The following is a 24,680-nucleotide window of genomic DNA, read 5'->3' on the forward strand; positions in this document are numbered from 1 at the left end:
CTCAGTCGGTCTCTTTCTTCTGGAACTCCAGCGAGGCCGAGTTCATGCAGTAGCGCAGCCCGGTGTCGGTCGGCCCGTCGGGAAACACATGGCCCAGGTGCGCGCCGCAGTTGGCGCAGACGTTCTCGGTGCGCACCATGCCATGCGAGYGGTCGACGATGTTGCGGATCGCGCCGGGCACGGCCTCCTGCGAGAAGCTGGGCCAGCCGCAGCCGGCGTCGAACTTGGTGGCCGAGTCGAAGAGCTTGGCGCCGCAGCAGATGCAGTGGTAGCTGCCGTCTTCCCAGTGGGCTTCGTACTTGCCGGTGAAGGGGCGCTCGGTGGCGGCGTGCCGGGTGATTTCGAAAGCGCCGCGCTCGGCGCCCTTCTCGGCCAGCAGGGCTTTCCATTCGGCGTCGGTTTTCTGGACGGGTGAAGTCATGATGAGCAGCTGATTTCGATCGTGGAGGCCCAGTCGGGCGGGAAGCCGGCGTCGTCGTCGTGGCCGGGATGGTCTTCAAATGGGGTTTCGAGCAGGCTCAGCAAGGTGGCGACGCCGGAGAAGTCCTTTTGCCCGGCGGCTTCGATCGCCTGCTGGCCCAGGTGGTTCCGCAGGACGAACTTGGGATTGTTACGGAACATCCGCTCGGCGACCGTCTCGGCCGGCATGCCGCCACGGCGCCCGGCGTAGGTCTCGAGCCAGGCGTCGATCCCGGGGCGGTCGACGAGCAGGTCGCGCACCGGCTCGGCATTGCCGCTTGCCACGCAGTGCGACAACCGGCGCCAGAAGATCGTGTAGTCGACCTTCTCCTGCGCCAGCAGCTTGAGCACGCCCTCGATCAGGGCGCGGTCGCCATCGGCGGCCTCGCCGAGGCCGAGCTTGGCCCGCATGCGGGCCTCGAATGCGCTCGGAAACACGGTCTTGTACGACTCCAGCGCGGCGACCGCGATTTCCTGGTCGCCGATCAACGGCAACAGGGCCTGGGCCAGGCAGAACAGGTTCCAGTAGGCGACGTTGGGCTGCTGGTTGAAGGCGTAGCGGCCGGCCGTGTCGCTGTGGTTGCAGATGTGGCGCGGGTCGAAGCCGTCCAGGAACTGGAACGGCCCGTAGTCGATCGTGAGCCCGAGGATGCTCATGTTGTCGGTGTTCATCACGCCATGGCAGAAGCCGACCGCTTGCCATTGGGCCAGCAGGGCCGCCGTGCGTTCGCTGACCGCCTCGAGCAGCGCGGCGTAGGCGTTGCCGCCGAAGCGCGAGCTCGCGCGGCAGCCCGGGTAGTAGCGGCCGATCACGTAGTCGGCCAGGGCGCGCAGTTCGGCGTCGCGCTGGTTGGCGGCGAAATGCTCGAAGTGGCCGAAGCGGACGAAGCTGGGCGCGACGCGGGTCACGACGGCGGCAGTTTCGAGCTCCTCGCGCCGCACCCGGGCATCGGAGCCGGTCACGCACAGGGCCCGCGTGGTCGGGATGCCCAGCCCGTGCATGGCCTCGCTGCAGAGGAACTCGCGGATGCTGGAGCGCAGCACGGCGCGGCCGTCGCCCATGCGTGAATAGGGGGTCTGGCCGGTGCCCTTGAACTGGACTTCGAGGCCGCCCTCGGTTTCCCCGAGCAGGATGGCGCGCCCGTCGCCGAGCTGCCCGGCCCAGACGCCGAACTGATGGCCGCTGTAGACGCTGGCCAGCGGGCGCGTTCCAGCGATGGGCGAGTTGCCGATGAAAGCGGCCAGGCCTTCGTCGGAATGCAGCCAGGAAGGATCCAGTCCGAGTTCGGCCGCCATGCGCGCGCTGCGGCCGACCCAGTAGGGATCGGGCAGGGGGCGGGGTTGGAGTTCGGTGAAGAAGGCGGGACCCAGCGCCGAGAAGCCGGGGGCCCAGTGCAGACCCAGGTCGACCTGGTCCGCTTCGTCTGCAAGCATGCTCATGGGGGCGATTGTCCCGCAGCGGGCGGAGACCCCGGGCGGGAGGGGCCATCGAGCTCGCGATGCGGGCGTCTTTGACGCAGGCGCGAGGATTCAGAGGGCGGCCGGCACGGTCGGCATGGGCACCTTGCCGCTCTCCCACAACCGCATCCGGTACTGCGCCGGCGGCAGCCCGAACCAGCGCTTGCAGGCGCGAAAGAAGTTGCTGCTGTCGACGAAGCCCAGCAGGTCGGCGACCTCCGTCAGCGTGTGGCGCCGGTCGGCCAGATACTGCTGGGCCAGCTCGCGGCGGGTGTGGTCGAGCAGTGACTGGTAGGAACTGGCCTCGGCCTGCAGCCGGCGCTGCAGCGTGCGCTCGGTGACGCCGAGGCCGGCCGCGACCTCCTGCCGGCGCGGCTCGCCGCCGGGCAGGCGGCGCGTGATCTCGGCGCAGACCCGGCGGCTGATCGTGCTGTCGGCCAGCTGGTTCAGCTGTTCGTCGAGCAGGCGCTCGTGCAATGCCGCCAGCGCCGGATGCTGCGAAGGGATCGCCGCGCGCATGTCGGCCTCGGCCAGCAGCAACCGGTTGGCCGGGGCGCCGAAGCGGATCGCGCAACCGAAAGCGGTCCGATGGGCCGCGTCGTTCGGTGGTGCCGCGAAGACGAACTCGACCGCCAGCGGATGCAGCGCGCGTCGCGTCAGCCAGCCGCACAGCACCAGCATGGTCAGCATCCCGTACTCGACACGCTGGCGCGGCACCGGCCGGCGGCTGCCGACATGGCCGAGCACCAGCCAATGGCCGCGAGGGTCGGCTTCGAGTTCGAAGGTGGCGGCATCCGAGACCACCGCCAGATAGCGTGCCAGCCGCTCCAGGCCCGCGTGCAGATGCGGGCTGCAGGTCATCGCGTGGCCCAGCATGTCGAGGTTGCCATGGCGCGCGGCCAGTTCGCGCGAGAGCCCCAGCGTGGCCTTGCCGGAGCGGGCCACGGCCAGCTGCCACAGCTGGCTGATGTCGTCGGCCGGAAAGCGGGCATCTGGCTGGTCGAGCCCGGTGGCATCGAAGCCGCAGTCGCGCAGCAGCGCCGGCACGTCCAGCCCTTCGGCCGCGAACATGTCGAGCACGCCTCGGAGCCAGGCGCCCGAACTGGTGCGCAGCGGGGCCGGCGATGGGGCAGGGCGCACCGATTCAGGTGCTTGCGTCTCTGAAGTCACTGATTTGGCGTGCTTGCGATAGCGGGCATGGGAGGGGTCGTTCCTAGTATCGAGGCCGGCCCCGACGGAGGGCATTCCGAATAACCCGACAAGGAGACAAACATGACCCTGACAACCCGGAAATGGGGCGCGGGAATGGTGCTACTGTGCGCCATGATCGCCGCCTGCGGTGGATCGTCCGATCCCTCCTTTCCCGTTCTGCCGCCCGCGGCGGCCACTCCTGCGACCATGAACCCGACGCCCGTGACTGCCGTTCCCGAGACCCCGACGCCCGATGCACCCACGGTGCGTGCCACCGCCCAGGGCAAGGTCGAGGGCATCGACGACAGTGCCCGCACGGGCACCTGGTGGTGGAAGGGCCTGCCTTTCGCCCAGCCGCCGGTCGGCGCGCTGCGCTGGCGGGCCCCGGCCGAGCCCCAAGCCTGGACCGGCGTCCGCCCGGCCAAGCAGTTCGGCAACCCCTGCCTGCAGATCGGCCGCATCTACGGCCCCGGCGCCAACAACACCTACGACGCCACGATCGCCAGCACGCTGAACACGCCGGTCGGCAGCGAGGACTGCCTGACGCTCAACATCTGGCGTCCGGCGACCCTCGACGAGAAGCTGCCGGTGATGCTGTTCATCCACGGCGGCAGCAACATCTCGGGCTACACCGCCGACCCGGTCTACGACGGCGCGAACCTGGCGAAGAAGGCCAACGCAGTGATCGTCACGGCCAACTACCGCCTGGGCGTGCTGGGCTTCCTGAACCTGCCGCAGCTGCACGTCGGCGGCAGCGAGGGCGACGACTCCGGCAACTTCGCGCTGCTCGACAACCTGGCGGCGCTGCGCTACATCCAGAAGAACATCGCCGGCTTCGGCGGCGACGCCGCCAATGTCACGGTAATGGGACAGTCGGCGGGCGCGATCAACCTGCTGGCACTGATGGCGTCGCCGATGTCGAAGGGCCTGTTCCACAAGGCCATGCCGCTGTCCGGCGGCATCTCGCTGGCGAGCAACCTGCCGCCCGGCAGCCTGCCGACGCTGAATCCGGCTTCGGCCTACCTGGCGCAGGGCAACGGCCTGCTGCTGAACCTGCTGGTGGCGGACGGCAAGGCGGCCGACCTGGCCGGTGCCGCGACCTACGCCGCCGGGCTGAGCAGCGCCGATGTCGCCGACTACCTGCGGGCCAAGGACGCCAAGACCATCCTCGGCACCGTGCTGGCCAAGGGCCTGACCGGCTCGGGGCCGATCCCGGACGGCACCGTGCTGCCGACCGACCCGATCGCAGCGATCGCGGCCGGCCGGTACCTGAAGGTGCCGACCGTGGTGGGCGTCACGCGCGACGAGGGCAAGCTCTTCACGCCCTTCCTGCCGCTGGTCGGCGGCCCCAAGCCCGGCATCAAGATCGACGATGCGACGCGCTTCGCGATGATGCAGAACTTCAACCCCGACGTGGCCACCACCCTGAGCTCGGCCGACATCATCGACCCGGTCTACCTGCCGGTGACGACGCCGGTCACCGGCTACGACGCCATGACCGCGCGGATCACCAACGCCTTCATGGTGCCGAGCCGCGACAACCTGCTGAACACGATGAAGACGCAGCAGTCGGATCTGTGGCACTACCAGTTCGACTGGGCGCAGCTGCCGGCCCCATGGAACGAGGTCTACGGCGCCGCGCATGCCTTCGACCTGGGCTTCGTATTCGGCAATTTCGGCCCGTCGCTGTTCTCGAATGCGACCAACAGCGCGGCCAATCGGCCGGGCAGGGAAGCGCTGTCGGACGCGATGATGGGCAGCATCGCCGCCTTCATGCGCACCGGGGATCCGAACACGGCCGCCCTGGGCACGGCCTGGGCGCCGTGGCCCTCCCGGCTCCTGCTCGACGCCACGCCCAGCGCGGCCAGCATCTCGACCCAGTAGGCGGCCGCCCGCAGTCGGTCTCCTGGGCGAGCGACTGCGGGTTTGCGGCATTGCCCGCAAACCCGAACATGAGGGAACCTCGGGGGCGTCGGGCCGCCGGTGGTTACATTGGCTTTCCCCCTGAATTACCAAGAATGTTTATGCAAGGAGCTGATAGATGCTGGGTTTGATGCAGGACCAACCGTTGCTGATCTCGTCGCTGATCGAGTTCGCCGAACGCCACCATGGCGACGCCGAAATCGTCTCGCGGCGGGTCGAAGGCGACATCCACCGCACGACGTGGCGCGAGATCGCCTCGCGGTCGCGCCAAGTCGCCAATGCGCTCGACGACGAGCAACTGCTCTTCAGCGACCGCGTCGCCACGCTGGCCTGGAACGGCTATCGGCACCTGGAGCTCTACTACGGCGTGAGCGGCTCCGGCCGCGTGCTGCACACCCTCAACCCGCGGCTGCATCCCGACCAGATCGCCTGGATCGCGAACCACGCCGAGGACCAGATCCTCTGCTTCGACCTCTCGTTCCTGCCGCTGGTGCAGGCGGTCCATGCCAAATGCACCACGATCCGGAAATGGATTGCACTGTGTGATGCCGACAAGCTGCCGGCCGACAGCGGCGTCCCCAACCTCGTGAGCTACGAGGCCTGGATGGGCCAGCGCTCGAAGGTCTACCCATGGCCGTCCTTCGACGAGAACTCGGCCTCGAGCATGTGCTACACGAGCGGCACCACGGGCAATCCCAAGGCGGCCCTGTACAGCCACCGCTCGACCTTGCTGCATGCCTACGCCGCGGCGCTGCCCGACGTCATGTGCATCTCGGCGCGCGATTCGGTGCTGCCGGTGGTGCCGATGTTCCACGTCAACGCCTGGGGCATCCCTTACTCGGCCGCGCTGGTCGGTGCCAAGCTGGTGTTTCCCGGCGCGGCGCTGGACGGCAAGTCGGTCTACGAACTGATCGAGACCGAGAAGGTGAGCTTCGCCGCCGGCGTGCCGACCGTCTGGCAGATGCTGCTGGGGCACCTGCAGGCCAACGGCCTCAAGTTCTCGACCCTGAAGCGCACCGTGATCGGCGGCTCGGCCTGCCCGCCGACCATGATCCACGCCTTCCAGGAGCTCTACGGCGTCGACGTGCTGCATGCCTGGGGCATGACCGAGATGTCGCCGCTGGGCACACTGTGCACGCTCAAGAACAAGCACCTGGCCCAGACGCCCGAGCAGCAGACCGCGATCCGCATGAAGCAGGGGCGCGCGATCTTCGGCGTCGACATGAAGATCGTCGATGGCAACGGCGAGGAACTGCCCTGGGACGGCAAGGCCTACGGCGACCTGCTGGTCAAGGGGCCGTGGGTGGTCAAGGCGTACTTCAAGGGCGAGGGCGGCGACCCGCTGGTGCCCGATGCCGAGGGCCGGGGCTGGTTCCCGACCGGCGACGTCGCGACCATCGACGCCGACGGCTTCCTGCAGATCACCGACCGCAGCAAGGACGTGATCAAGTCCGGCGGCGAATGGATCAGCTCGATCGACATCGAGAACATCGCGGTCGCCCATCCGGCGATCGCGATGGCCGCCTGCATCGGCGTGGCGCATCCCAAGTGGGACGAACGGCCGATCGTGGTGGTGGTGAAGAAGCCCGGCGCCGAGGTCTCGCGCGACGAACTGATCGCCTTCTATCAAGGCAAGACTGCCAAGTGGCAGATTCCCGACGACGTGGTGTTCGTGGAAGCGATTCCGATCGGCGCCACCGGCAAGATCCTGAAAACCCGTCTGCGCGAAGTGCTGCGCGACTACAAGCTGCCGGGCCTCTGAGGGAAGCTACCGACGGGTAGGATTTTCGTCGGGCGCGTGTCGCATGGGTGATAGTTTGAGCGCCTGCGCGCGCGCCGTTACGGGCATTCCCTGAGGGGTGCTCTTGCAAAGACTTGTACGCTCAGCCCGTGTTTGAACGACCACCGATCCAGGAGACGACTTCCATGAAATTTGCACTCAAGTTCCTTGCTGCGAGCGTGATGCTGGCCGCTGCCGCGGGGGCCTTTGCCCAGAAGGGCGAAACCGTCAAGATCGCCATGATCGAGGGCCTTTCGGGACCCTTCGCCAACGTCGGTCAGAACCAGCTCAAGACCTGGCAGTTCGTGGCCGAGCACCTGACGCCGGAAGAGAATCCGGCCGGGGTCAAGTTCGAGATCACCGGCATGGACAGCAAGAGCTCTCCACAGGAGGCGCTGAATCTGCTGAAGTCCGCCAGCGACCAGGGTTTCCGCTACATCACGCAGGGCAACGGCTCGAACGTCGCGGTGCCGCTGTCCGATGCGGTCGGCAAGGCCAACGAACGCAACCCCGGCAAGGAAATCATCTATCTGAACTACGCGGCGGTCGATCCGGTCCTGACCAACGACAAGTGCAACTATTGGCACTTTCGACTCGATGCCGACACTTCGATGAAGATGGAGGCGCTGACCACCTTCATGAAGGACCAGCCGAGCGTCAAGAAGGTCTACCTGATCAACCAGAACTACTCGCACGGCCAGCAGGTCGCCAAGTACTTCAAGGAAGGGCTGGCGCGCAAGCGGGCGGACGTCCAGATCGTGGGCGATGACCTGCACCCCCTCGGGCAGGTCAAGGACTTCGCACCCTACGTGGCCAAGATCAAGCAGTCGGGCGCCGACACGATCGTCACCGGCAACTGGGGTCAGGACATGACCCTGCTGATCAAGGCGCTGAACGATGCCGGCCTGAAAGTGCCGGTGTATGCCTACTATGCCGGGGTCTCCGGCACCCCGACGGCGCTGGCTTCGGGTGGGGAGCTCGAGGTCTACCAGATCGCCTACAACCACTCCAACTATCCGGGTCGCCTGGGCACCCTGACGAACGAGTTCCAGCAGAAGTTCAACGACGACCTCTACACCTTCTCGGTCTACAACGCGCTGGTGATGATGAGCAACGCGATGGCCAAGGCGAAATCCACCGACCCGGTCAAGGTGGCGGCGGCACTGGAAGGCCTGAAGTTCAAGGGCTTCAACGGTGAGAGCGAAATGCGCAAGACCGACCACCAGTTGCAGCAGGGCCTCTGGATCTCCAAGTGGCAGAAGGTGGATGCAAAGAACAAGTACAGCGTGGAAAAGACCGGCTACACCTTCGCACCGGTGAAGTACCTCGAGCCCTACATCGCCAGCACCCCGACGTCCTGCCAGATGAAGCGCCCGGGCGCCGCGTCCTCCTAGGACGAATTTCCGAAACCACGCGCCGGGAGGTGATTGCAATCTCTCCCGGCGTCGTTTTTTCCGGCGTCCGGCGAGGCGCTTGACCACCACCCCAGACCTCATGGAATTTTTCACCATCTCCCTGCTGAACGGGCTCAGCTACGGGCTGCTGCTGTTCATGCTGAGCTCGGGCCTCACACTGATCTTCAGCATGATGGGCGTGCTCAATTTTGCGCACACCAGCTTTTATATGCTGGGCGCCTATTTCGCGTACTCGATCTCGAGCGTCATCGGCTTCTGGCCGGCCCTGGTCATTGCGCCTGTGCTGGTCTTCGCGCTGGGCGCCGGATTCGAGCGCTACAGCCTGCGGCGCGTCCACAAGTTCGGGCATGTGCCGGAACTGCTCGTGACCTTCGGCCTTTCCTACCTGATCCTCGAAGTGGTGCAGTTGGTCTGGGGTCGATCGGTCGTCCCCTATGCCTTGCCGCCGGCGCTCGAAGGGCCGCTGTTCACCATCTACGGCACCCAGTTTCCCAAGTCCAGGTCCTTCATCATGCTCATCGCCTTGCTGATGCTCGTGTCGGTGTGGCTGTTGCTGACGCGCACGCGCATCGGGCTGGTCATCCAGGCCGCGCTGAAGCACCCGGAAATGGTCGAAGCGCTCGGCCACAACGTGCCACGCGTCTTCATGCTGGTGTTCGGTGGCGGCGCTGCGCTGGCCGCCCTGGCCGGCGTGATCGGCGGCAACACCTACGTGACGGAACCGGGCATGGCTGCTTCCGTCGGCTCGATCATCTTCGTGGTCGTGGTGGTCGGGGGCATGGGTTCGCTGGCCGGCGCGTTCCTGGCATCCCTGCTCATCGGCGTGCTGCAGACCTTCGCGGTCGCGATGGACCAGTCGTTCGCGGGCGGACTTCAGGCCCTGGGCATGAGCGTCACCAGCCAGACCTTCGGCTATGAACTCCTCAGTCTCAAGATTTCGCAGGTTGCGCCCATCATGCCGTACCTGTTCCTGGTGCTGATCCTGATTTTCCGGCCCAAGGGCCTGCTCGGCACCCGGGAGGATTGACGCATGACAACGTCTTCTGTTTCCTACTATCGCTTCACGCCCTTGAACGTGGGCCGCGTCATCGTGTGGACGCTGTTCGCACTCCTGTTGCTGCTGGCGCCGATCCTGTTCCGCAGCAGCCTTGCGCTGACCATGCTGTCGCAGATGGGGTATGTCGTGATCATCTGCCTGAGCTACAACATCCTGTTCGGACAGGGCGGAATGCTGAGCTTCGGACACGCCGTGTACACGGGCATGGGGGCTTTCATCGCCATTCATGCAATGAATCTGGCGACACAGGGCAGCCTTCCCGTGCCGCTGGTGCTGATCCCGCTGGTCGGCGGACTGGGGGGCATGTTCTTCGCGGTCCTGCTGGGCTTCGTGACGACAAAGAAATCCGGCACCACCTTCGCCATGATCACGCTGGGCATCGGTGAACTGGTGGCGTCGATGGCCCTCATGTTTCCGGGATTCTTCGGTGGCGAAGGCGGCGTGACGACCAACCGGGTCTACGGGACGGCGTTTCTGGGATTGACCTTCGGACCCCAGCTGCAGGTGTACTACCTGATCRCTGCCTACTGCTTCGTCTGCACGGCGCTGATGTTCGCCTTCACCGGCACGCCGCTGGGGCGGATCCTGAATGCGGTGCGTGACAACCCGGAGCGGGTCGAATTCATCGGCTACAACACCCAGCGCGTGCGCTACTTCGCCTTCATCATCGCTGGCTTCTTCGCGGGGATCGGCGGCGGCTTGTCGGCCATCAACTTCGAGATCGTGAATGCCAGTGACAGCCTCAGCGGCGCGCGTTCCGGAGGCTACCTGCTTTTCACCTTCCTCGGCGGGGCCGGCTTCTTCTTCGGCCCGATCATCGGCGCGGTGCTGCTCGTGTTCGCGTCGGTCATGCTGTCCGAGCTCACCAAGGCCTGGTTGCTGTATCTGGGCCTGGTCTTCCTCTTCATGGTCATGTTCGCGCCGGGTGGTGTTGCGAGCCTGGTCATGATGAACCTGCGGGTCGCGAAGTTCGGCCTGTTCAAGCCCTTCTGGGCGCTCTACGCCGGACTCATTGCAACCGGCGCACTGTTGGTGGTGGGCGCGGCAGCCCTGGTGGAAATGGTCTATCACATCCAGCTGAACTCGGCGCTGGGGCCGGAGGTTCCATTTGCCGGGCTCACGCTGGATACTTCGAGCACCGGCAGTTGGCTCGGCGCTGCGGCACTGGCCCTGGTGGGCCTGGGCCTGCTCGAATGGGTGCGCCGCCGCTTCGCCCGCGCCTGGGGCGCGGCGCAGGAGCAGATCGAAGTCGAGAACAAACGCCGGGCGGTCGCATGAGCGAAACGAATTCAGGAATGGGTTGTGCACTCGAACTCAAGGACCTGCGCAAGAGCTTCGGCAAGACGGACATCATCCGCGGCGTCGATCTGGCGGTGCAGGCCGGCGAGCGCATCGCGATCATCGGCCCCAATGGCGCCGGCAAGTCGACGCTGTTCAACCTGATCAGCGGACGGCTCGCACCCAGCAGCGGCGAAGTGCTGCTCAACGGGCAGCGCATCGACGGCAAGAAGCCATTCGAGATCAACCGGCTGGGCCTGTCGCGCAGCTTTCAGATCACCAACATCTTCCCGAAGCTCAGCGTCTTCGAGAACCTTCGCTGCGGGGTGCTGTGGAGCCTGGGCTACCGCTACAGCTTTCTGCGCTTTCTGTCGAAGCTCGACGACGCCAATGAGCGCACCGAAGAATTGGTTCATCAGGTCGGCCTCGACAAGAAGCGCGACGTGCTGGCGGTCAACCTCACTTACGCCGAGCAGCGTGCGCTGGAAATCGGCGTGACCATCGCCGGCGGTGCCAACGTGATTCTTCTCGACGAGCCCACGGCGGGCATGAGCAAGACCGAGACCGCGCATTTCATCGCCTTGATCAAACAAGTCACCGTGGGCAAGACGCTGCTCACGGTCGAGCACGACATGGGCGTGGTGTTCGGCCTCGCGGACAAGATCGCGGTGGTGGTCTATGGCGAGGTCATTGCCTTCGACACGCCGGCCGCGGTGCGCGCCAATCCGCGCGTCCAGGAAGCCTACCTCGGCTCATCGGTCGCCGATGCCCAGGGTGCAGGACACTGACATGCTCAAGCTTCAAGACATCCACGCCTATTACGGCAAGAGCCATGTGTTGCATGGTGTTTCGTTCGACGTTGGCCCCGGCGAGATCGTCGCGCTGCTGGGCCGCAACGGCTCGGGCCGGTCGACCACGGCCAAGGCCATCATGGGCCTGGTGCATGCCGAAGGCACGCTGCGCTGGAAGGAACAGGACATCCTGCGCCGCAAGGCCTACGAGATTGCCCACCTGGGCATCGGCTACGTGCCCGAGAACCGCGACATCTTCCCCAAGCTCACGGTGCACCAGAACCTGCTGCTGGGGCAGAAGGGCAACGGCAAGGACAGCCGCTGGCAGTTCAACGACATGTACGGCATGTTCCCGCGGCTCAAGGAGCGCCAGCACACCGAGGCCGGCGTGCTGTCGGGCGGCGAGCAGCAGATGCTGACGCTGTGCCGCACGCTGATGGGCGACCCCGACCTGATCATCATCGACGAGCCCACCGAGGGCCTGGCGCCGAAGATCGTCGAGCTGGTCGGCCAGTACCTGCGCACGCTCAAGGACAAGGGCATCTCGGTGCTGCTGATCGAGCAGAAGCTGACGATCGCGATGCAGATCTCCGACCGCGCGCTGGTCATGGGGCACGGCAGCATCGTGTTCGACGGCACGCCCGACAGCCTCAGGGCCGATGCCACTACCCGGAAGGAATGGCTGGAGGTTTAATCAACCTCGGGTCCTTGTCCCGGCAGCGACTTGGCGTGGTTGCCCGGTCGCTCGAAACGCCTAGAATTCGATAAAAAAGAACACTCGTGCTTTTTGTGAACGGGGTCCTGGTGCCTGATCGCACCATGGCCCCGAACCCGTTTTTTTCGATCCTCTCCCATCCCAAAGGAACGCAGCATGACGGCTGAATACAAAGTGCTCGGCGACGTCGCCGTGATCACCCTGAACAATCCCCCGGTCAATGGCCTCGGGTTCTCGACCCGCGTCGGCATCACCGACGGTCTTTCCAAGGCCATCGACGACCCGGCCGTCAAGTCGATCGTCATCACCGGCGAGGGCAAGGCCTTCTCGGGCGGCGCCGACATCAAGGAGTTCGGCACGCCCAAGGCGCTGCAGGAGCCCAATCTGCTGAGCGTCATTCTGGCGCTCGAAGCCTCGACCAAGCCGATCGTCGCGGCGATCCATTCCGTCTGCATGGGCGGTGGTCTCGAACTGGCCCTGGGCTGCCACTACCGCGTGGCGGCACCCGGCACCAGCATCGCGCTGCCCGAAGTCAAGCTGGGTCTCCTGCCCGGCGCCGGCGGCACGCAGCGCCTGCCGCGCGTGCTGGGCGTGGAGACCGCGCTCAACATGATCGTCAGCGGCGAGGCCGTCAAGAGCGAACTGCTGGCTTCGCTGCCCGGCCAGAAGCTGTTCGACAAGCTCTCGGCATCGGCCGAATCCCTGTTCGACGAAGCGCTCGAATTCGCCAAGTCGGTGGCCGCCAAGACCGGCGATGCGCTGCCGCTGGTGCGCAACCTGCCGTGCAAGCATCCGCAGGGCGACGCCTACTTCCAGTTCGCCAGGAACATGGTCGGCGGCATGTCGAAGAACTACCCGGCGCCGCTCAAGTGCGTCGACGCCGTGCAGGCCGCCACCCGGATGAAGTTCGACGACGGCATGGCCGAGGAGCGCCGCCTCTTCACCGCGCTGATGTTCACGCCTGAATCGGCGGCGCTGCGCCACCTGTTCATGGCCGAACGTGCTGCCTCGCGCATCCCCGACGTGCCTGAAGACACGCCGCAGCGCGCCATCAAGTCGGTCGGCGTGATCGGCGCCGGCACCATGGGCGGCGGCATCTCGATGAATTTCCTGAACGCCGGCATCCCGGTCAGGATCCTCGAGATGCAACAGGAGGCGCTCGACCGCGGCATCGCCACGATCAAGAAGAACTACGAGGCCCAGGTCAAGAAGGGCAAGCTCAAGCAGGACAAGTACGAGCAGCGCATGGCCTTGCTGAGCACCACGCTGAGCTACGACGACCTGAAAGACGTCGACCTGGTCATCGAGGCCGTGTTCGAGGAACTGGGCGTCAAGGAGAAGGTGTTCAAGGAACTCGACCGCGTGGCCAAGCCCGGCGCCATCCTGGCCTCCAACACCTCGACCCTGGACGTCGACAAGATCGCGGCTTTCACGAAGCGTCCGCAGGACGTGGTCGGCATGCACTTCTTCAGTCCGGCCAACGTCATGAAGCTGCTCGAAGTGGTGCGCGGCAAGCAGACCGCCAAGGACGTGCTGGCCACCGTGATGTCGACGGCCAAGAAGATCAAGAAGACCGCGGTGGTCTCGGGCGTTTGCGACGGCTTCATCGGCAACCGCATGATCGAGCAGTACTCGCGCCAGGCGGGCTTCCTGCTCGACGAGGGCGCGACGCCGCAGCAGGTCGACCGCGCGATCGAGAAGTTCGGCTTCGCGATGGGTCCGTTCCGCATGGGCGACCTGGCCGGCAACGACATCGGCTGGGCGATCCGCAAGCGCCGCGCGACCGAAGTCGCCGACATGAAGTACAGCCGTACCGCCGACAAGCTGTGCGAACTGGGCCGCTTCGGACAGAAGACCGGGGCCGGGTGGTACGACTACCAGGCCGGCAAGCGCGATGCGATCCCCTCGGAGCTGGTCAACAGGATGATCGAGGACCACCGCAATGAACTCGGCATCACGCCGCGCAAGATCTCCGACGAGGAAATCGTGCAGCGCCTGGTCTATGCGCTGGTCAACGAAGGCGCGCACATCCTCGAGGACGGCATTGCCTCGAAATCGGGCGACATCGACATGGTCTACCTCACGGGCTACGGCTTCCCGATCTGGCGCGGAGGCCCGATGCACTACGCATCGCAAGTCGGCCTCTTCAACGTGGCCGAGTCGATGAAGCGCTTCGCGAAGAATCCGCACGACGATGCGAAGTTCTGGCAGCCGGCCGCGCTGATCCAGAAGCTGGTGGCCGAAGGCAAGAGCTTCAGCTGAAGAAGGAAGGCGACCGCTCATGGTGAAACGCGTATTCCTGGCGTTGCTGCTGGTGCTGCTGGTGCTGGCGGCGGCCGTGGCGGTCAATACCTGGCGCACGCCGTCGCGGCAGCTCGGCGTGGCGCCGGCGCCCAAACTGGCGATCGATGTGCAGGCAGCGGCCAAGCGGCTGGCCGGCGCGATCCCGTTGCGCACGGTGTCCAGCCTCGACAACCCGAGCGGCAACGACGTCGAGTTCGACAAGCTGCATGCCTACCTGGCCGAGCAGTTCCCCAAGGTCCACGCCACGCTCAGGAAAGAGGTGGTGGGCCAGAAGGCGCTGCTCTACACCTGGGCCGGCAGCGACCCCGCCGCCAAGCCGATCGCGCTGATGGCGCACCAGGACATGGTGCCGATCGCGCCGGGCACCGAGAAGGCCTGGTCGGTCGACCCCTTCGGCGGCGCCATTCAAGATGGCTTCGTCTGGGGCCGCGGCACGCTCGACAACAAGGGCAACCTGTTCGCGCAGATGGAAGCCATCGAGCTGCTGATCGCGCAAGGATTCAAGCCGACGCAGACCGTCTATCTCGTGATGGGCGACGACGAGGAGGTCAGCGGCCTGCGTGGCGCGCTGCCGATCGCCGAACTGCTCAAGTCGCGCGGCGTTCGCCTCGACTGGGTGCTCGACGAGGGCCTGCTGGTGCTCGACGGCGTGCTGCCGGGCCTGTCGAAGCCCGCCGCGCTGATCGGCCTGGCCGAGAAGGGCTACGGCACCTTCTTCCTCTCGCTCGACACGGCGCCCGGCCATTCGTCGATGCCGCCGCAGCACAGTGCGATCGGACGCATGAGCGCGGCGCTGGCACGGCTCGAGGCGACTCCGATGCCGGGTGGCATCCAGGGTGTGGCGGCGCAGATGTTCGGGACCCTGGCGCCCGAGATGAGCGGCCTCAACCGCGTGATGCTGTCCAACCTGTGGCTCACCGGGCCGCTGGTGCAGGGCCAGCTCGAGAAGAGCCCGAGCAGCAACGCGATGCTGCGCACCACCACCGCGCTGACCATCGTGCGGGCCGGCAACAAGGACAATGTGCTGCCGGGCCGCGCCGAGGCCGCGGTCAACTTCCGCATCCTTCCGGGCGACAGCATCGACAGCGTCGAGAAGCACCTGAAGAGCGCGCTCGGCGACGACGCGATCCAGGTCAAGCGCTATCCGGGCAATTCCGAACCGTCGCCGGTCTCGCCGACCGACAGCACGGGTTATCGCTCGATCGAACACGCGGTGCGCCAGAGCTTCCCCGATGCGGTCGTCGCGCCGGGCCTCATGACGGCCGCCACCGATTCACGCCATTTCAGCCTGGTGAGCGATTCGGTGTATCGCTTCTCGCCGTTCCGCGCCAAGGCCGAAGACCTGCCGCGCTTCCACGGCACCAACGAGCGCCTGTCGATCTCGAACTACGGCGAGATGATCCAGTTCTATCAGCAGCTGCTGCGCAACACGCAACAGCCCCAGTAAGCCTCATTCTTTCTCAAAGGACCTCACCATGACCCGCGCCGTCATCGTCTCCACCGCCCGCACGCCGCTCGCCAAGAGCTGGAAGGGTGCCTTCAACATGACGCACGGCGCCACGCTCGGCGGCCACGCGGTGCAGCATGCCGTGCAGCGCGCCGGCATCGATCCGGCCTCGGTCGACGACGTGATCATGGGCTGCGCGACACCCGAAGGCGCCACCGGCTCGAACATCGCGCGCCAGATCGCACTGCGCGCCGGCCTCCCGATCACGACCTCGGGCATGACCATCAACCGCTTCTGCTCGTCGGGCCTGCAGACCATCGCCACGGCCGCCCAGCGCATCATCGCGGGCGAGGGCGAGGTCTATGTGGCCGGCGGCGTCGAGAGCATCTCCTGCGTGCAGAACGAGGCCAACAAGCACATGCTGGCCGACCCCTGGCTGGTCAAGCACAAGCCCGAGATCTACTGGAACATGCTGCAGACCGCCGAGCAGGTCGCCAAGCGCTACAACATCGGCCGCGACGTGATGGACGAATACGGCGCCGCCAGCCAGCAGAAGGCCACGGCCGCGCTCGAAGCCGGCCGCTTCAAGGACGAGATCGCGCCGATCACCGTGCTGGCCGGCGTGGCCGATGCGGTGCTGGGCCTGCGCACCAAGGAAGTCACGATCGAGAACGATGAAGGCATCCGTGCCCGCACCACCAAGGAAGGCATCAGCGGCATCCGTCCGGCGATCCCCGGTGGCCTGATCTCGGCTGGCAATGCCAGTCAGTTCTCCGATGGCGGCGGCGCCTGCGTGATCGTCGACGAGAAGTACGCCGAGCAGAAGGGCCTGAAGCCGATCGGCCGCTTCCTCGGCTTCGCAGTCGCGGGCTGYGAGCCCGACGAAATGGGCATCGGCCCGGTCTTCGCGATCCCGAAGGTGCTGAACCGCCTCGGTCTGAAGGTCGGCGACATCGACCTGTGGGAACTCAACGAAGCCTTCGCGGTGCAGGTGATCTACTGCCGCGACAAGCTCGGCATCCCGGGCGACCGGCTGAACGTCGATGGTGGTGCGATCGCGGTCGGCCACCCCTACGGCGTCAGCGGCCAGCGGCTCACCGGCCATGCGCTGATCGAAGGCAAGCGCCGCGGCGCCAAGAAGGTGGTCGTCACGATGTGCATCGGCGGCGGCATGGGCGCGGCCGGCGTGTTCGAAGTCCTCTGACGCGGGAGCCCCGCATGCGCCGCCCGGCGGTCGGCGAGTATCTGATCGCTGGCGCCCGGGCGGTGCATGTCGGCCGCCCGCAGGCGGCCTGTACCTGCGAGGTCTTCACGGTCAAGGACGGCGAAGAGAAGCTCTGTGCGCTCGCCCAGGGCACCATTGCACATCTGCCGTCGGCACCGGATGCTGCGGCAGAATCGAAATCCAACCCCTAGCCCAGCGATCCTCTCCATGAGCCTTCGTCCCACCCTCGACTTTCTTCTCTACGACTGGCTCCACGCCGAGTCGCTCGCCGAACGCGAGCGCTTCGCCGACCATTCGCGCGAGACCTTCGACGCCGTGCTCGACACCTGCGAGCGCATCGCACGCGAGAAGTACGCGCCGAACAACCGCATCGTCGACACCCAGGAGCCGCACTTCGACGGCGAAAAGGTGATCCTGCCGCAGGCCACGCACGACGCCCACAAGGCCTTCGTCGAATCGGGCATGCTGAGCGCGGCCCAGGACTACGACATCGGCGGCATGCAGCTGCCCTACACCTTGTCGGCGGCGGCCAACAGCTTCTTCGCGATGGCCTCGGTCAGCATCGGTGCGAACATGCTCACCAGCGGCAACGCCAACCTGCTGATGGTGCACGGCACCGAGATGCAGAAGGAGGTGTTCGCGAAGAACGAGTTCGCCGGCCGCTGGTCGGGCACCATGTGCCTGTCGGAGCCGCAGGCCGGCTCCAGCCTCAGCGACGTCGCCACGCGGGCCGTGCCCGACGGTGCCGACTTCCAGGGCGACCCGCTGGGCCCACGCTACCGGCTCACCGGCAACAAGATGTGGATCTCGGCCGGCGACCACGAGCTGACCGAGAACATCGTCCACATCGTGCTGGCCAAGATCCCCGACGAGAACGGCAAACTGATTCCGGGCACGCGCGGCATCTCGCTGTTCATCGTGCCGAAGAAGATGGTCGGCACCGACGGGCAATTGACCGGCGAGCGAAACGACGTCGCGCTGGCCGGCCTGAACCACAAGCTGGGCTGGCGCGGCACCACCAACACGCTGCTCAATTTCGGCGAAGGCAAGTTCCCGGTCGGCGGCAAGGCCGGCGCCGTGGGCTACCTGGTCGGCCAGCCCGGGAAGGGCCTGTTCTGCATGTTCCACATGATGAACGAGGCCCGCATCGGCGTCGGCACGGCGGCCACGATGCTCGGCATGGCAGGCTACTTCGCCTCGCTCGAGTATGCAAAGAACCGGCCCCAGGGCCGGCCCGCGGGCCCGGCCGGCAAGGATTCGGCCAAGCCGCAGGTGCGCATCATCGAGCACGCCGACGTGCGCCGCATGCTGCTGGCGCAGAAGGCGTATTGCGAAGGCGCGCTGGCGCTCGAGCTCTATTGCGCCCGGCTGGTCGACGAGCAGAAGACCGGCGACGCGCAGGCGGCCGACGACGCCCGGCTGCTGCTCGAAGTGCTGACCCCGATCGCCAAGAGCTGGCCCAGCGAGTGGTGCCTGGAAGCCAATTCGCTGGCGATCCAGATCCATGGCGGCTACGGCTACACGCGCGACTTCCCGGTCGAGCAGTACTGGCGCGACAACCGGCTCAACATGATCCACGAGGGCACGCACGGCATCCAGGCGGCCGACCTGCTCGGGCGCAAGGTGCTGATGGAGGACGGACGCGGCCTGCAACTGCTGGCCGGACGCATCGCCACGACGATGGCGCGTGCCGCCAAGGTACCGGCGCTGGCGGCGCATGCCGAGGCGCTCGGCGAGGCCCTGCAGCGCATCGGCACGGCGACCAAGAAGGCCTGGGCGACCGGCAATCCGCAGGAGGCGCTGGCCAATGCGGTGCCCTACATGCAGGCCTTCGGCCACGTGGTGCTGGCCTGGATCTGGCTCGATGTCGCACAGCGCGCGCTGGAGCGCGATGCGGCCAAGGCATCGCCCGCCACCGCCGGGCGTGTCGGCGCCACCGATTTCTTCTTTCACTACGAGCTGCCCAAGATCGGCGCCTGGCTCAACGTGGTCGAGCGCCGCGATCCGACCTGCGCCGCGCTGCCCGAGGAGGCCTTCTGATGCCCGGCACGCCACAGACGAAGCCGCATGCGACGCTGGAGAAATGGATCTGGATCCTGATCTACGGCGGCCTCTTCGCCATCATTCTCGGCATCGCGACGGGCCGCACCGAGGAAGCGCTCGGCTGGGCCATGGCAGTTCCCGGCGCGGTGCTGGTGGTGGTCGGCACCGTGCTCATCTACGTTCGTTCCCGACTCAAGGACAGCAAGGACTCGCCATGATCAAGCACATCGTGATGTGGAAGCTCAAGAACCCCAAGGACGCCGCTGCCTTCAAGGCCAGGCTCGACACCTGCCAGGGCCTGGTGCCAGGCATGCGCCAGTTCGAGGTGGCGGTGCGCACGCCGGGCCTCGAGGCGAATTGCGATGTCGTGCTGTGCTCGGCCTTCGACGACGAGGCGGCGCTCAAGGACTACCTCGAGCACCCGAAGCACGTCGAGGTCTCGGCTTACCTTGGCAGCCTGCGCGAGGCGCGCAGCGTGCTCGACTACCCAACACCCTGAATTCCCCGGAGACACCATGACTGCACGAACCGTCCAGCAACTTTTCGACCTCGGCGGCAAGACCGCACTGATCACCGGCGGCTCCCGTGGCCTGGGCCTGCAGATGGCGCATGCGCTCGGCGAGGCCGGCGCGAGGATCATGCTGAGCTCGCGCAAGGCCGACGACCTCGAGGAGGCGACGGCCGAGCTGCAGGCGGCCGGCATCGACACCCGCTGGATCGCGGCCGACTGCTCGAAGGAGGAGGACACCCGCCGCCTCGCCACCCAGACGCTCGAGCGCATGGGCGCGATCGATATCCTGGTCAACAACGCCGGTGCCAGCTGGGGCGCCCCGGCCGAGGACCACCCGGTCGAGGCCTGGGACAAGGTCATGAATCTCAATGTGCGCGGCTATTTCATCCTGGCGCAGCAGGTCGCACGCGCCTACATGATCCCGAAGAAGGCCGGCCGGATCATCAACATCGCCTCGATCGCAGGCCTCAACGGCAATCCGCCCGAGATGCAGACCCTGGCCTACAACACCTCCAAGAGCGCGGTGATCGGCTTCACCCACACCCTGGCGGCCGAATGGGGCAAGTACAACATCAACGTCAACGCGATCTGCCCGGGCTTCTTCATGACCAAGATGGCGGCGGGCCTGATCAAGTCGATCGGCGAGGAAAAGATGGCCTCGCACGCGCCGCTCGGCCGGCTCGGCGACGACGAGGACCTGAAGGGCATCACGCTGCTGTACGCGAGCGATGCCGGCAAGCACATCACGGGCCAGTGGCTGGCCATCGACGGTGGCGTGAGCGTCGTTCTTGGCGCCTGAAATGACTGACTCCGACGACAGCATCAACCTTCGCTCCTACACGGACCGCATCCCGTTCGCGCGCCATCTCGGCTTCGAGATCACCAAATTCGAGGGCGGCGAATCCGAGCTGCGCTACACCGCGAAGCCCGAGCACCTGAACACCTTCGACGTGACGCACGGCGGCGCCGTCATGACGATGCTCGACATCGCGATGGCCGCCGCCGCGCGCAGCGAGACGCCGGAGATCGGCGTCGTCACGATCGAGATGAAGACCACCTTCATGGCGCCTTCGGTCGGCCCGCTGATCGCGCGCGGCACCCTGCTGCACCGTACCGCGACGATGGGCTTCACCGAGGCGAAGATCTACGACGCTCAGGAACGCGTCTGTGCCCACGCCACCGGTACCTTCAAGTACGTGAAGCGCCGCCTGCCCACGGGGCCGGCCAGCGCCAACGCGATGCGCCCGCCTTCGACCGACTGACCCTTTTCCCCGGAGACCTTCATGCCCACCAACAGACAACAGATTCTCGACAACCGCCCGGAGGGCGAAGCCGTCGCCAGCAACTTCAAGCTCGTCAGCACCGAGACGCCGCCGCTGAAGGACAACCAGGTGCTGGTGCGCCACCACTACATGAGCCTCGACCCCTACATGCGCGGCCGCATGAACGACGCCAAGAGCTACGCCCAGCCGCAACCGCTGGGCCAGGTGATGCAGGGCGGCACGGCCGGCGAGGTGGTCGAGAGCAGGCATCCCAAATACGCCGTGGGCGACAAGGTGGTCGGCTTCGGCGGCTGGCAGGAGTACAGCGTGGTCGATGCCTCGCAGCCCGGCGCGCTCAAGAAGGTCGACACCACGCACGTGCCGTTGTCGCACTACCTGGGCGCGGTCGGCATGCCGGGCGTCACGGCCTGGTACGGCCTGGTGAAGATCATCAATCCGAAGGCCGGCGAGACGGTGGTGATCACGGCCGCCAGCGGCGCGGTCGGCAGCGCATTCGGTGCGCTGGCCAAGGCGCGCGGCTGCCGGGTCGTCGGCATCGCGGGCGGGCCCGACAAGTGCAAGTACGTCACCGACGAACTCGGCTTCGATGCCTGCATCGACTACCGCCAGCATCCCGACGTCAAGAGCATGAGCGCGGCACTCAAGGACGCCTGCCCGAAGGGCATCGACGGCTACTTCGAGAACGTCGGCGGCTACATCTTCGATGCGGTGCTGCTGCGCACCAACGCCTTTGCACGGATCGCGCTGTGCGGCATGATCGCCGGCTACGACGGCCAGCCGCTGCCGCTGGCCAATCCGGCGCTGTTCCTGGTCAACCGGCTCAAGCTCGAGGGCTTCATCGTCAGCGAGCACATGGAAGTCTGGCCCGAGGCGTTGGCCGAATTGGGCGCGCTGGTCGCCAGCGGCAAGCTCAGGCCGCGCGAGTCGATCGCCCTGGGCATCGAATCGGCGCCCGAAGCCTTCCTCGGCCTGCTCAAGGGCAAGAATTTCGGCAAGCAACTGGTCAAGCTCATCTGAAATGAAAGCTCTCCCCCGAAGCGCCTGCGGCGCTTCCCCCTCAAGGGGGCGATACCAGCGGCCTGGCAAAGCCAGTTCCGCGGTATCCCTGGGCGAGGGCTGTTTCGGTTTCACGCGCCGCGGATCTGCGATCGCCTGGTGGAAAACTGAACTGAACAGGAGGCAAGCATGGACACCACGCACGAGGTCTTCAACCAGCCGGCGCCGCTCGCCGGCTACAACCTGTTCGAAACCAACCGCCCGCTGCGCGACGCGCTGAAGCACAACGCGCCGCAGCTGCAGCTGGCGCCGCTCCAGAGCCTCGGCGCCGAGATCGGCAGCGTCGAGATGCAGACCCATGCGCGGCTCGCCAACATCCACACGCCGGTGCTGCACACCCACGACCGCTTCGGCCGCCGGATCGACGAGGTCGAGTTTCATCCGAGCTACCACGCGCTGATGGCGGCCGCGGTCGGCGCCGGCCTGCACGGCACGCCCTGGGCCGGCGAGTCGCAGTCGCCCCATGTGCAGCGCGCGGCCGGCTTCATGCTGTTCACCGAGCTCGAGCCCTCGATGCTGTGCCCGATCTCCATGAGCTACGCGGTGACGCCCGCGCTGCGCGGCAACCCGGGCGTGTACGCCGACTGGGGGCCGAAACTCGCGAGCCGCTGGTACGACCCGGCGCTCAAGCCCTGGCGCGACAAGCCCGGCGTGACGATGGGCATGGGCATGACCGAGAAGCAGGGCGGCTCCGACGTCCGCGCCAACACCACGCAGGCGGTGCGCGCCGGCAGCGACGGCTGGGGCGAGCGCTACGAGATCACGGGCCACAAGTGGTTCTTCTCGGCGCCGATGTGCGACGCCTTCCTGATCCTCGCGCAGGCGCCGGCCGGGCTGTCCTGCTTCTTCCTGCCGCGCGTGCTGCCCGACGGCAGCCGCAATGCGATCCGCATCCAGCGCCTGAAGGACAAGCTCGGCAACAAGGCCAACGCCAGCTCCGAGGTCGAGTTCCATGGCGCCAGCGCCTGGCGGGTCGGCGAGGAGGGCCGCGGCGTGCCGCAGATCCTCGAGATGGGCACCATGACCCGGCTCGATTGCGCGCTCGGCACCAGCGGGCTGATGCGGCAGGCCCTCAGCCTGGCGCTGAATCACACGGCGCAGCGGCAGGCGTTCGGCCGGCCGCTGATCGCGCAGCCGCTGATGCAGAACGTGCTGGCCGACCTGGCGCTCGAAAGCGAAGCCGCGACCGCGCTGGCGATCCGCCTCGCGCGTGCCTTCGATCACCCCGGCGACGAACACGAGCGCACGATGGCCCGGCTGCTGACGCCGGTGGCGAAGTTCTGGATCTGCAAGCGCGGCAGCCATTTCGCCCAGGAGGCCATGGAGTGCCTCGGCGGCAACGGCTATGTCGAAGAGGGCGGCGAGGGCGTGATGGCCCGGGTCTACCGCGAGATGCCGCTCAACTCGATCTGGGAAGGCGCCGGAAACATCATGGCGATCGACCTGCTGCGGGGCCTGCGCAAGGGCGATGCGGTGGCTGCGCTGGCGAAGGAACTGGCACCGGCGCGCGGCAGCGACGCCGCGCTCGACCGCCTGGCCGCCGCACTGCCCGCGCGCATCGAGGCGATGGCGACCGAGATCGAGGCGCGCCGGCTGGCGCAGGACGTGGCGCTGGCGGTGCAGGCGGCGCTGCTGGTGCAGACCGCGCCGCCGGCGGTGGTCGGCGGCTTCTGCGCCTCGCGACTGGGCGGCGATTGGGGCCATGCCTTCGGTACGCTTGGTTCCGGCGTCGACCTCGACGCGATCATTTCCCGCGCGCAGCCCCAGTGGACCCTCCACCTTCGAAAGATCCCATGGCAGACCTGATCCTTCACCACTACGCGACCTCGCCCTTCTCGGAAAAGCTGCGTCTGATCCTCGGCTACAAGAAGCTGGCCTGGAAGTCCGTGATCATTCCGCAGATCGCGCCGAAGCCCGATCTGGTCGCGCTCACGGGCGGCTACCGCCGCACGCCGGTGCTGCAGATCGGCGCCGACATCTATTGCGACACGRCGCTGATCTGCGACGTGCTCGAGCACCTGGTGCCGCTGCCGTCGATCTATCCCGAGCCCGGCAAGGGCCTGTCGCGCCTGGTCGCGCAGTGGGCCGACAGCACGCTCTTCTGGGCCGCGATGGCCTACAGCTTCAGCGCGAAGGGCGCGGCCGACCTCTTCGGCAAGGCGCCGCCCGAGCTGGCCAAGGCCTTTGCCGACGATCGCCGCGCCATGAGCGCCAACATGGTGCGGCTGCGACCGGCCGATGCCGCCGCGGCCTACAAATCGTACCTGCGCCGACTGTCCGACATGCTCGACGACACCGACTACCTGCTCGGCGCATTTCCGACGGTGGCCGACTTCGCCTGCTACCACCCGCTGTGGTTCACCCGCAAGCGCACGCCCTCGATGGCCGGCATCCTGCAGCTGACGCCGGCGGTGGGTGACTGGATGGACCGCATGGCGGCCATCGGCCACGGCACGACGGAGGTCTTCGATGCCGCCCGCGCCATCGAGGTGGCGGCCGCGTCGACGCCGCACACGCTGCTGGCCGACAGCACCTTCCAGGACGAGCACGGCATCGCGCTCGGTGCGCGGGTCACGGTCACGCCCGAGGCCTTCGGCCCCGAGCCGACCGAAGGCGAACTGGTCGCGGCCACGCGCACCCACTACACGCTGCGCCGCAGCGACCCGCGGGCCGGCACGGTGCATGTGCATTTCCCGCGCATCGGGTATGTGCTGAAGGCTTCCTGATACCTTGCGGGACAGACC

The 24,680-nt window shown here is 66.7% G+C and carries 22 protein-coding genes; 19 read left to right on the forward strand and 3 right to left on the reverse strand.

All coding sequences use genetic code 11. The annotated features are described in order from the left end of the window. Position 1: 1 nt before the first annotated feature. The 3 genes from msrB to AC1D2E_RS02400 all read right to left on the reverse strand — a co-directional run bounded on the left by msrB (position 2) and on the right by AC1D2E_RS02400 (position 2,988). On the reverse strand, positions 2-421 hold the full coding sequence (gene msrB / locus AC1D2E_RS02390) for a peptide-methionine (R)-S-oxide reductase MsrB (RefSeq protein WP_478195905.1): 420 nt from the start codon (positions 419-421) through the stop codon (positions 2-4). Further along, on the reverse strand, positions 418-1,899 hold the full coding sequence (locus AC1D2E_RS02395) for a protein adenylyltransferase SelO (RefSeq protein WP_478195906.1): 1,482 nt from the start codon (positions 1,897-1,899) through the stop codon (positions 418-420). The genes msrB and AC1D2E_RS02395 overlap by 4 nt, the downstream gene beginning before the upstream one ends. Positions 1,900-1,989: 90 nt before the next feature. Beyond that, the gene (locus tag AC1D2E_RS02400) at positions 1,990-2,988 is read right to left on the reverse strand and encodes an AraC family transcriptional regulator (RefSeq protein WP_478195927.1); all 999 of its coding nucleotides are present in this window, start codon (positions 2,986-2,988) and stop codon (positions 1,990-1,992) included. Positions 2,989-3,189: 201 nt separating this feature from the next. On the opposite strand from AC1D2E_RS02400, the gene AC1D2E_RS02405 reads away from it, so the two are divergent. The 19 genes from AC1D2E_RS02405 to AC1D2E_RS02495 all read left to right on the forward strand — a co-directional run bounded on the left by AC1D2E_RS02405 (position 3,190) and on the right by AC1D2E_RS02495 (position 24,662). Further along, positions 3,190-4,992, forward strand: a complete 1,803-nt coding sequence (locus AC1D2E_RS02405; RefSeq protein WP_478195907.1) for a carboxylesterase/lipase family protein — start codon at positions 3,190-3,192, stop codon at positions 4,990-4,992. Between the two features lie 157 nt (positions 4,993-5,149). Continuing rightward, the gene (locus tag AC1D2E_RS02410; RefSeq protein WP_478195908.1) at positions 5,150-6,793 is read left to right on the forward strand and encodes a 3-(methylthio)propionyl-CoA ligase; all 1,644 of its coding nucleotides are present in this window, start codon (positions 5,150-5,152) and stop codon (positions 6,791-6,793) included. A 164-nt stretch (positions 6,794-6,957) separates the two neighbouring features. Beyond that, positions 6,958-8,205: a branched-chain amino acid ABC transporter substrate-binding protein gene (locus AC1D2E_RS02415; RefSeq protein WP_478195909.1), complete on the forward strand. Its 1,248-nt coding sequence runs from the start codon at positions 6,958-6,960 to the stop codon at positions 8,203-8,205. Between the two features lie 100 nt (positions 8,206-8,305). Continuing rightward, on the forward strand, positions 8,306-9,253 hold the full coding sequence (locus tag AC1D2E_RS02420; protein ID WP_478195910.1) for a branched-chain amino acid ABC transporter permease: 948 nt from the start codon (positions 8,306-8,308) through the stop codon (positions 9,251-9,253). Between the two features lie 3 nt (positions 9,254-9,256). Further along, positions 9,257-10,561 (forward strand): branched-chain amino acid ABC transporter permease, encoded by a 1,305-nt coding sequence (locus tag AC1D2E_RS02425; RefSeq protein ID WP_478195911.1) that lies wholly within the window; start codon positions 9,257-9,259, stop codon positions 10,559-10,561. After that, complete coding sequence (locus AC1D2E_RS02430; protein WP_478195912.1) at positions 10,558-11,349, forward strand: ABC transporter ATP-binding protein; 792 nt, start codon at positions 10,558-10,560, stop codon at positions 11,347-11,349. The genes AC1D2E_RS02425 and AC1D2E_RS02430 overlap by 4 nt, the downstream gene beginning before the upstream one ends. A gap of 1 nt (position 11,350) precedes the next feature. After that, positions 11,351-12,046: an ABC transporter ATP-binding protein gene (locus AC1D2E_RS02435; RefSeq protein WP_478195913.1), complete on the forward strand. Its 696-nt coding sequence runs from the start codon at positions 11,351-11,353 to the stop codon at positions 12,044-12,046. A 177-nt stretch (positions 12,047-12,223) separates the two neighbouring features. Continuing rightward, positions 12,224-14,329: a 3-hydroxyacyl-CoA dehydrogenase NAD-binding domain-containing protein gene (locus tag AC1D2E_RS02440; RefSeq protein ID WP_478195914.1), complete on the forward strand. Its 2,106-nt coding sequence runs from the start codon at positions 12,224-12,226 to the stop codon at positions 14,327-14,329. Positions 14,330-14,348: 19 nt separating this feature from the next. Continuing rightward, entirely contained in the window at positions 14,349-15,818 is a 1,470-nt protein-coding gene (locus AC1D2E_RS02445) for a M20 family peptidase (RefSeq protein WP_478195915.1), read from the forward strand. A gap of 28 nt (positions 15,819-15,846) precedes the next feature. Next, positions 15,847-17,022: an acetyl-CoA C-acyltransferase gene (locus tag AC1D2E_RS02450; protein ID WP_478195916.1), complete on the forward strand. Its 1,176-nt coding sequence runs from the start codon at positions 15,847-15,849 to the stop codon at positions 17,020-17,022. A 14-nt stretch (positions 17,023-17,036) separates the two neighbouring features. Continuing rightward, positions 17,037-17,234, forward strand: coding sequence for a hotdog family protein (locus AC1D2E_RS02455; protein ID WP_478195917.1), 198 nt, complete (start codon positions 17,037-17,039; stop codon positions 17,232-17,234). Positions 17,235-17,250: 16 nt separating this feature from the next. Next, entirely contained in the window at positions 17,251-19,083 is a 1,833-nt protein-coding gene (locus AC1D2E_RS02460; RefSeq protein ID WP_478195918.1) for an acyl-CoA dehydrogenase, read from the forward strand. Beyond that, on the forward strand, positions 19,083-19,304 hold the full coding sequence (locus AC1D2E_RS02465) for a hypothetical protein (protein WP_478171629.1): 222 nt from the start codon (positions 19,083-19,085) through the stop codon (positions 19,302-19,304). The genes AC1D2E_RS02460 and AC1D2E_RS02465 overlap by 1 nt, the downstream gene beginning before the upstream one ends. Beyond that, positions 19,301-19,585 (forward strand): Dabb family protein, encoded by a 285-nt coding sequence (locus tag AC1D2E_RS02470; RefSeq protein ID WP_478195919.1) that lies wholly within the window; start codon positions 19,301-19,303, stop codon positions 19,583-19,585. Before AC1D2E_RS02465 ends, AC1D2E_RS02470 begins: the two co-directional genes overlap by 4 nt. Positions 19,586-19,601: 16 nt before the next feature. Beyond that, on the forward strand, positions 19,602-20,396 hold the full coding sequence (locus AC1D2E_RS02475) for an SDR family oxidoreductase (protein WP_478195920.1): 795 nt from the start codon (positions 19,602-19,604) through the stop codon (positions 20,394-20,396). A 1-nt stretch (position 20,397) separates the two neighbouring features. Continuing rightward, positions 20,398-20,859 (forward strand): PaaI family thioesterase, encoded by a 462-nt coding sequence (locus AC1D2E_RS02480; RefSeq protein WP_478164600.1) that lies wholly within the window; start codon positions 20,398-20,400, stop codon positions 20,857-20,859. 21 nt (positions 20,860-20,880) lie between these two features. Then, positions 20,881-21,897 carry an NADP-dependent oxidoreductase gene (locus AC1D2E_RS02485; RefSeq protein ID WP_478195921.1) on the forward strand — a complete coding sequence of 339 codons (1,017 nt, stop codon included), beginning with the start codon at positions 20,881-20,883 and terminating at the stop codon, positions 21,895-21,897. A gap of 168 nt (positions 21,898-22,065) precedes the next feature. Continuing rightward, a complete protein-coding gene (locus AC1D2E_RS02490; RefSeq protein ID WP_478195922.1) occupies positions 22,066-23,742 on the forward strand; it encodes an isovaleryl-CoA dehydrogenase in 1,677 nt (558 codons plus the stop codon). Continuing rightward, positions 23,730-24,662 carry a glutathione S-transferase family protein gene (locus AC1D2E_RS02495; protein WP_478195923.1) on the forward strand — a complete coding sequence of 311 codons (933 nt, stop codon included), beginning with the start codon at positions 23,730-23,732 and terminating at the stop codon, positions 24,660-24,662. The genes AC1D2E_RS02490 and AC1D2E_RS02495 overlap by 13 nt, the downstream gene beginning before the upstream one ends. The last annotated feature ends 18 nt before the right edge of the window (positions 24,663-24,680 follow it).

Source organism: Variovorax sp. P1_H2 (genome assembly GCF_056405295.1).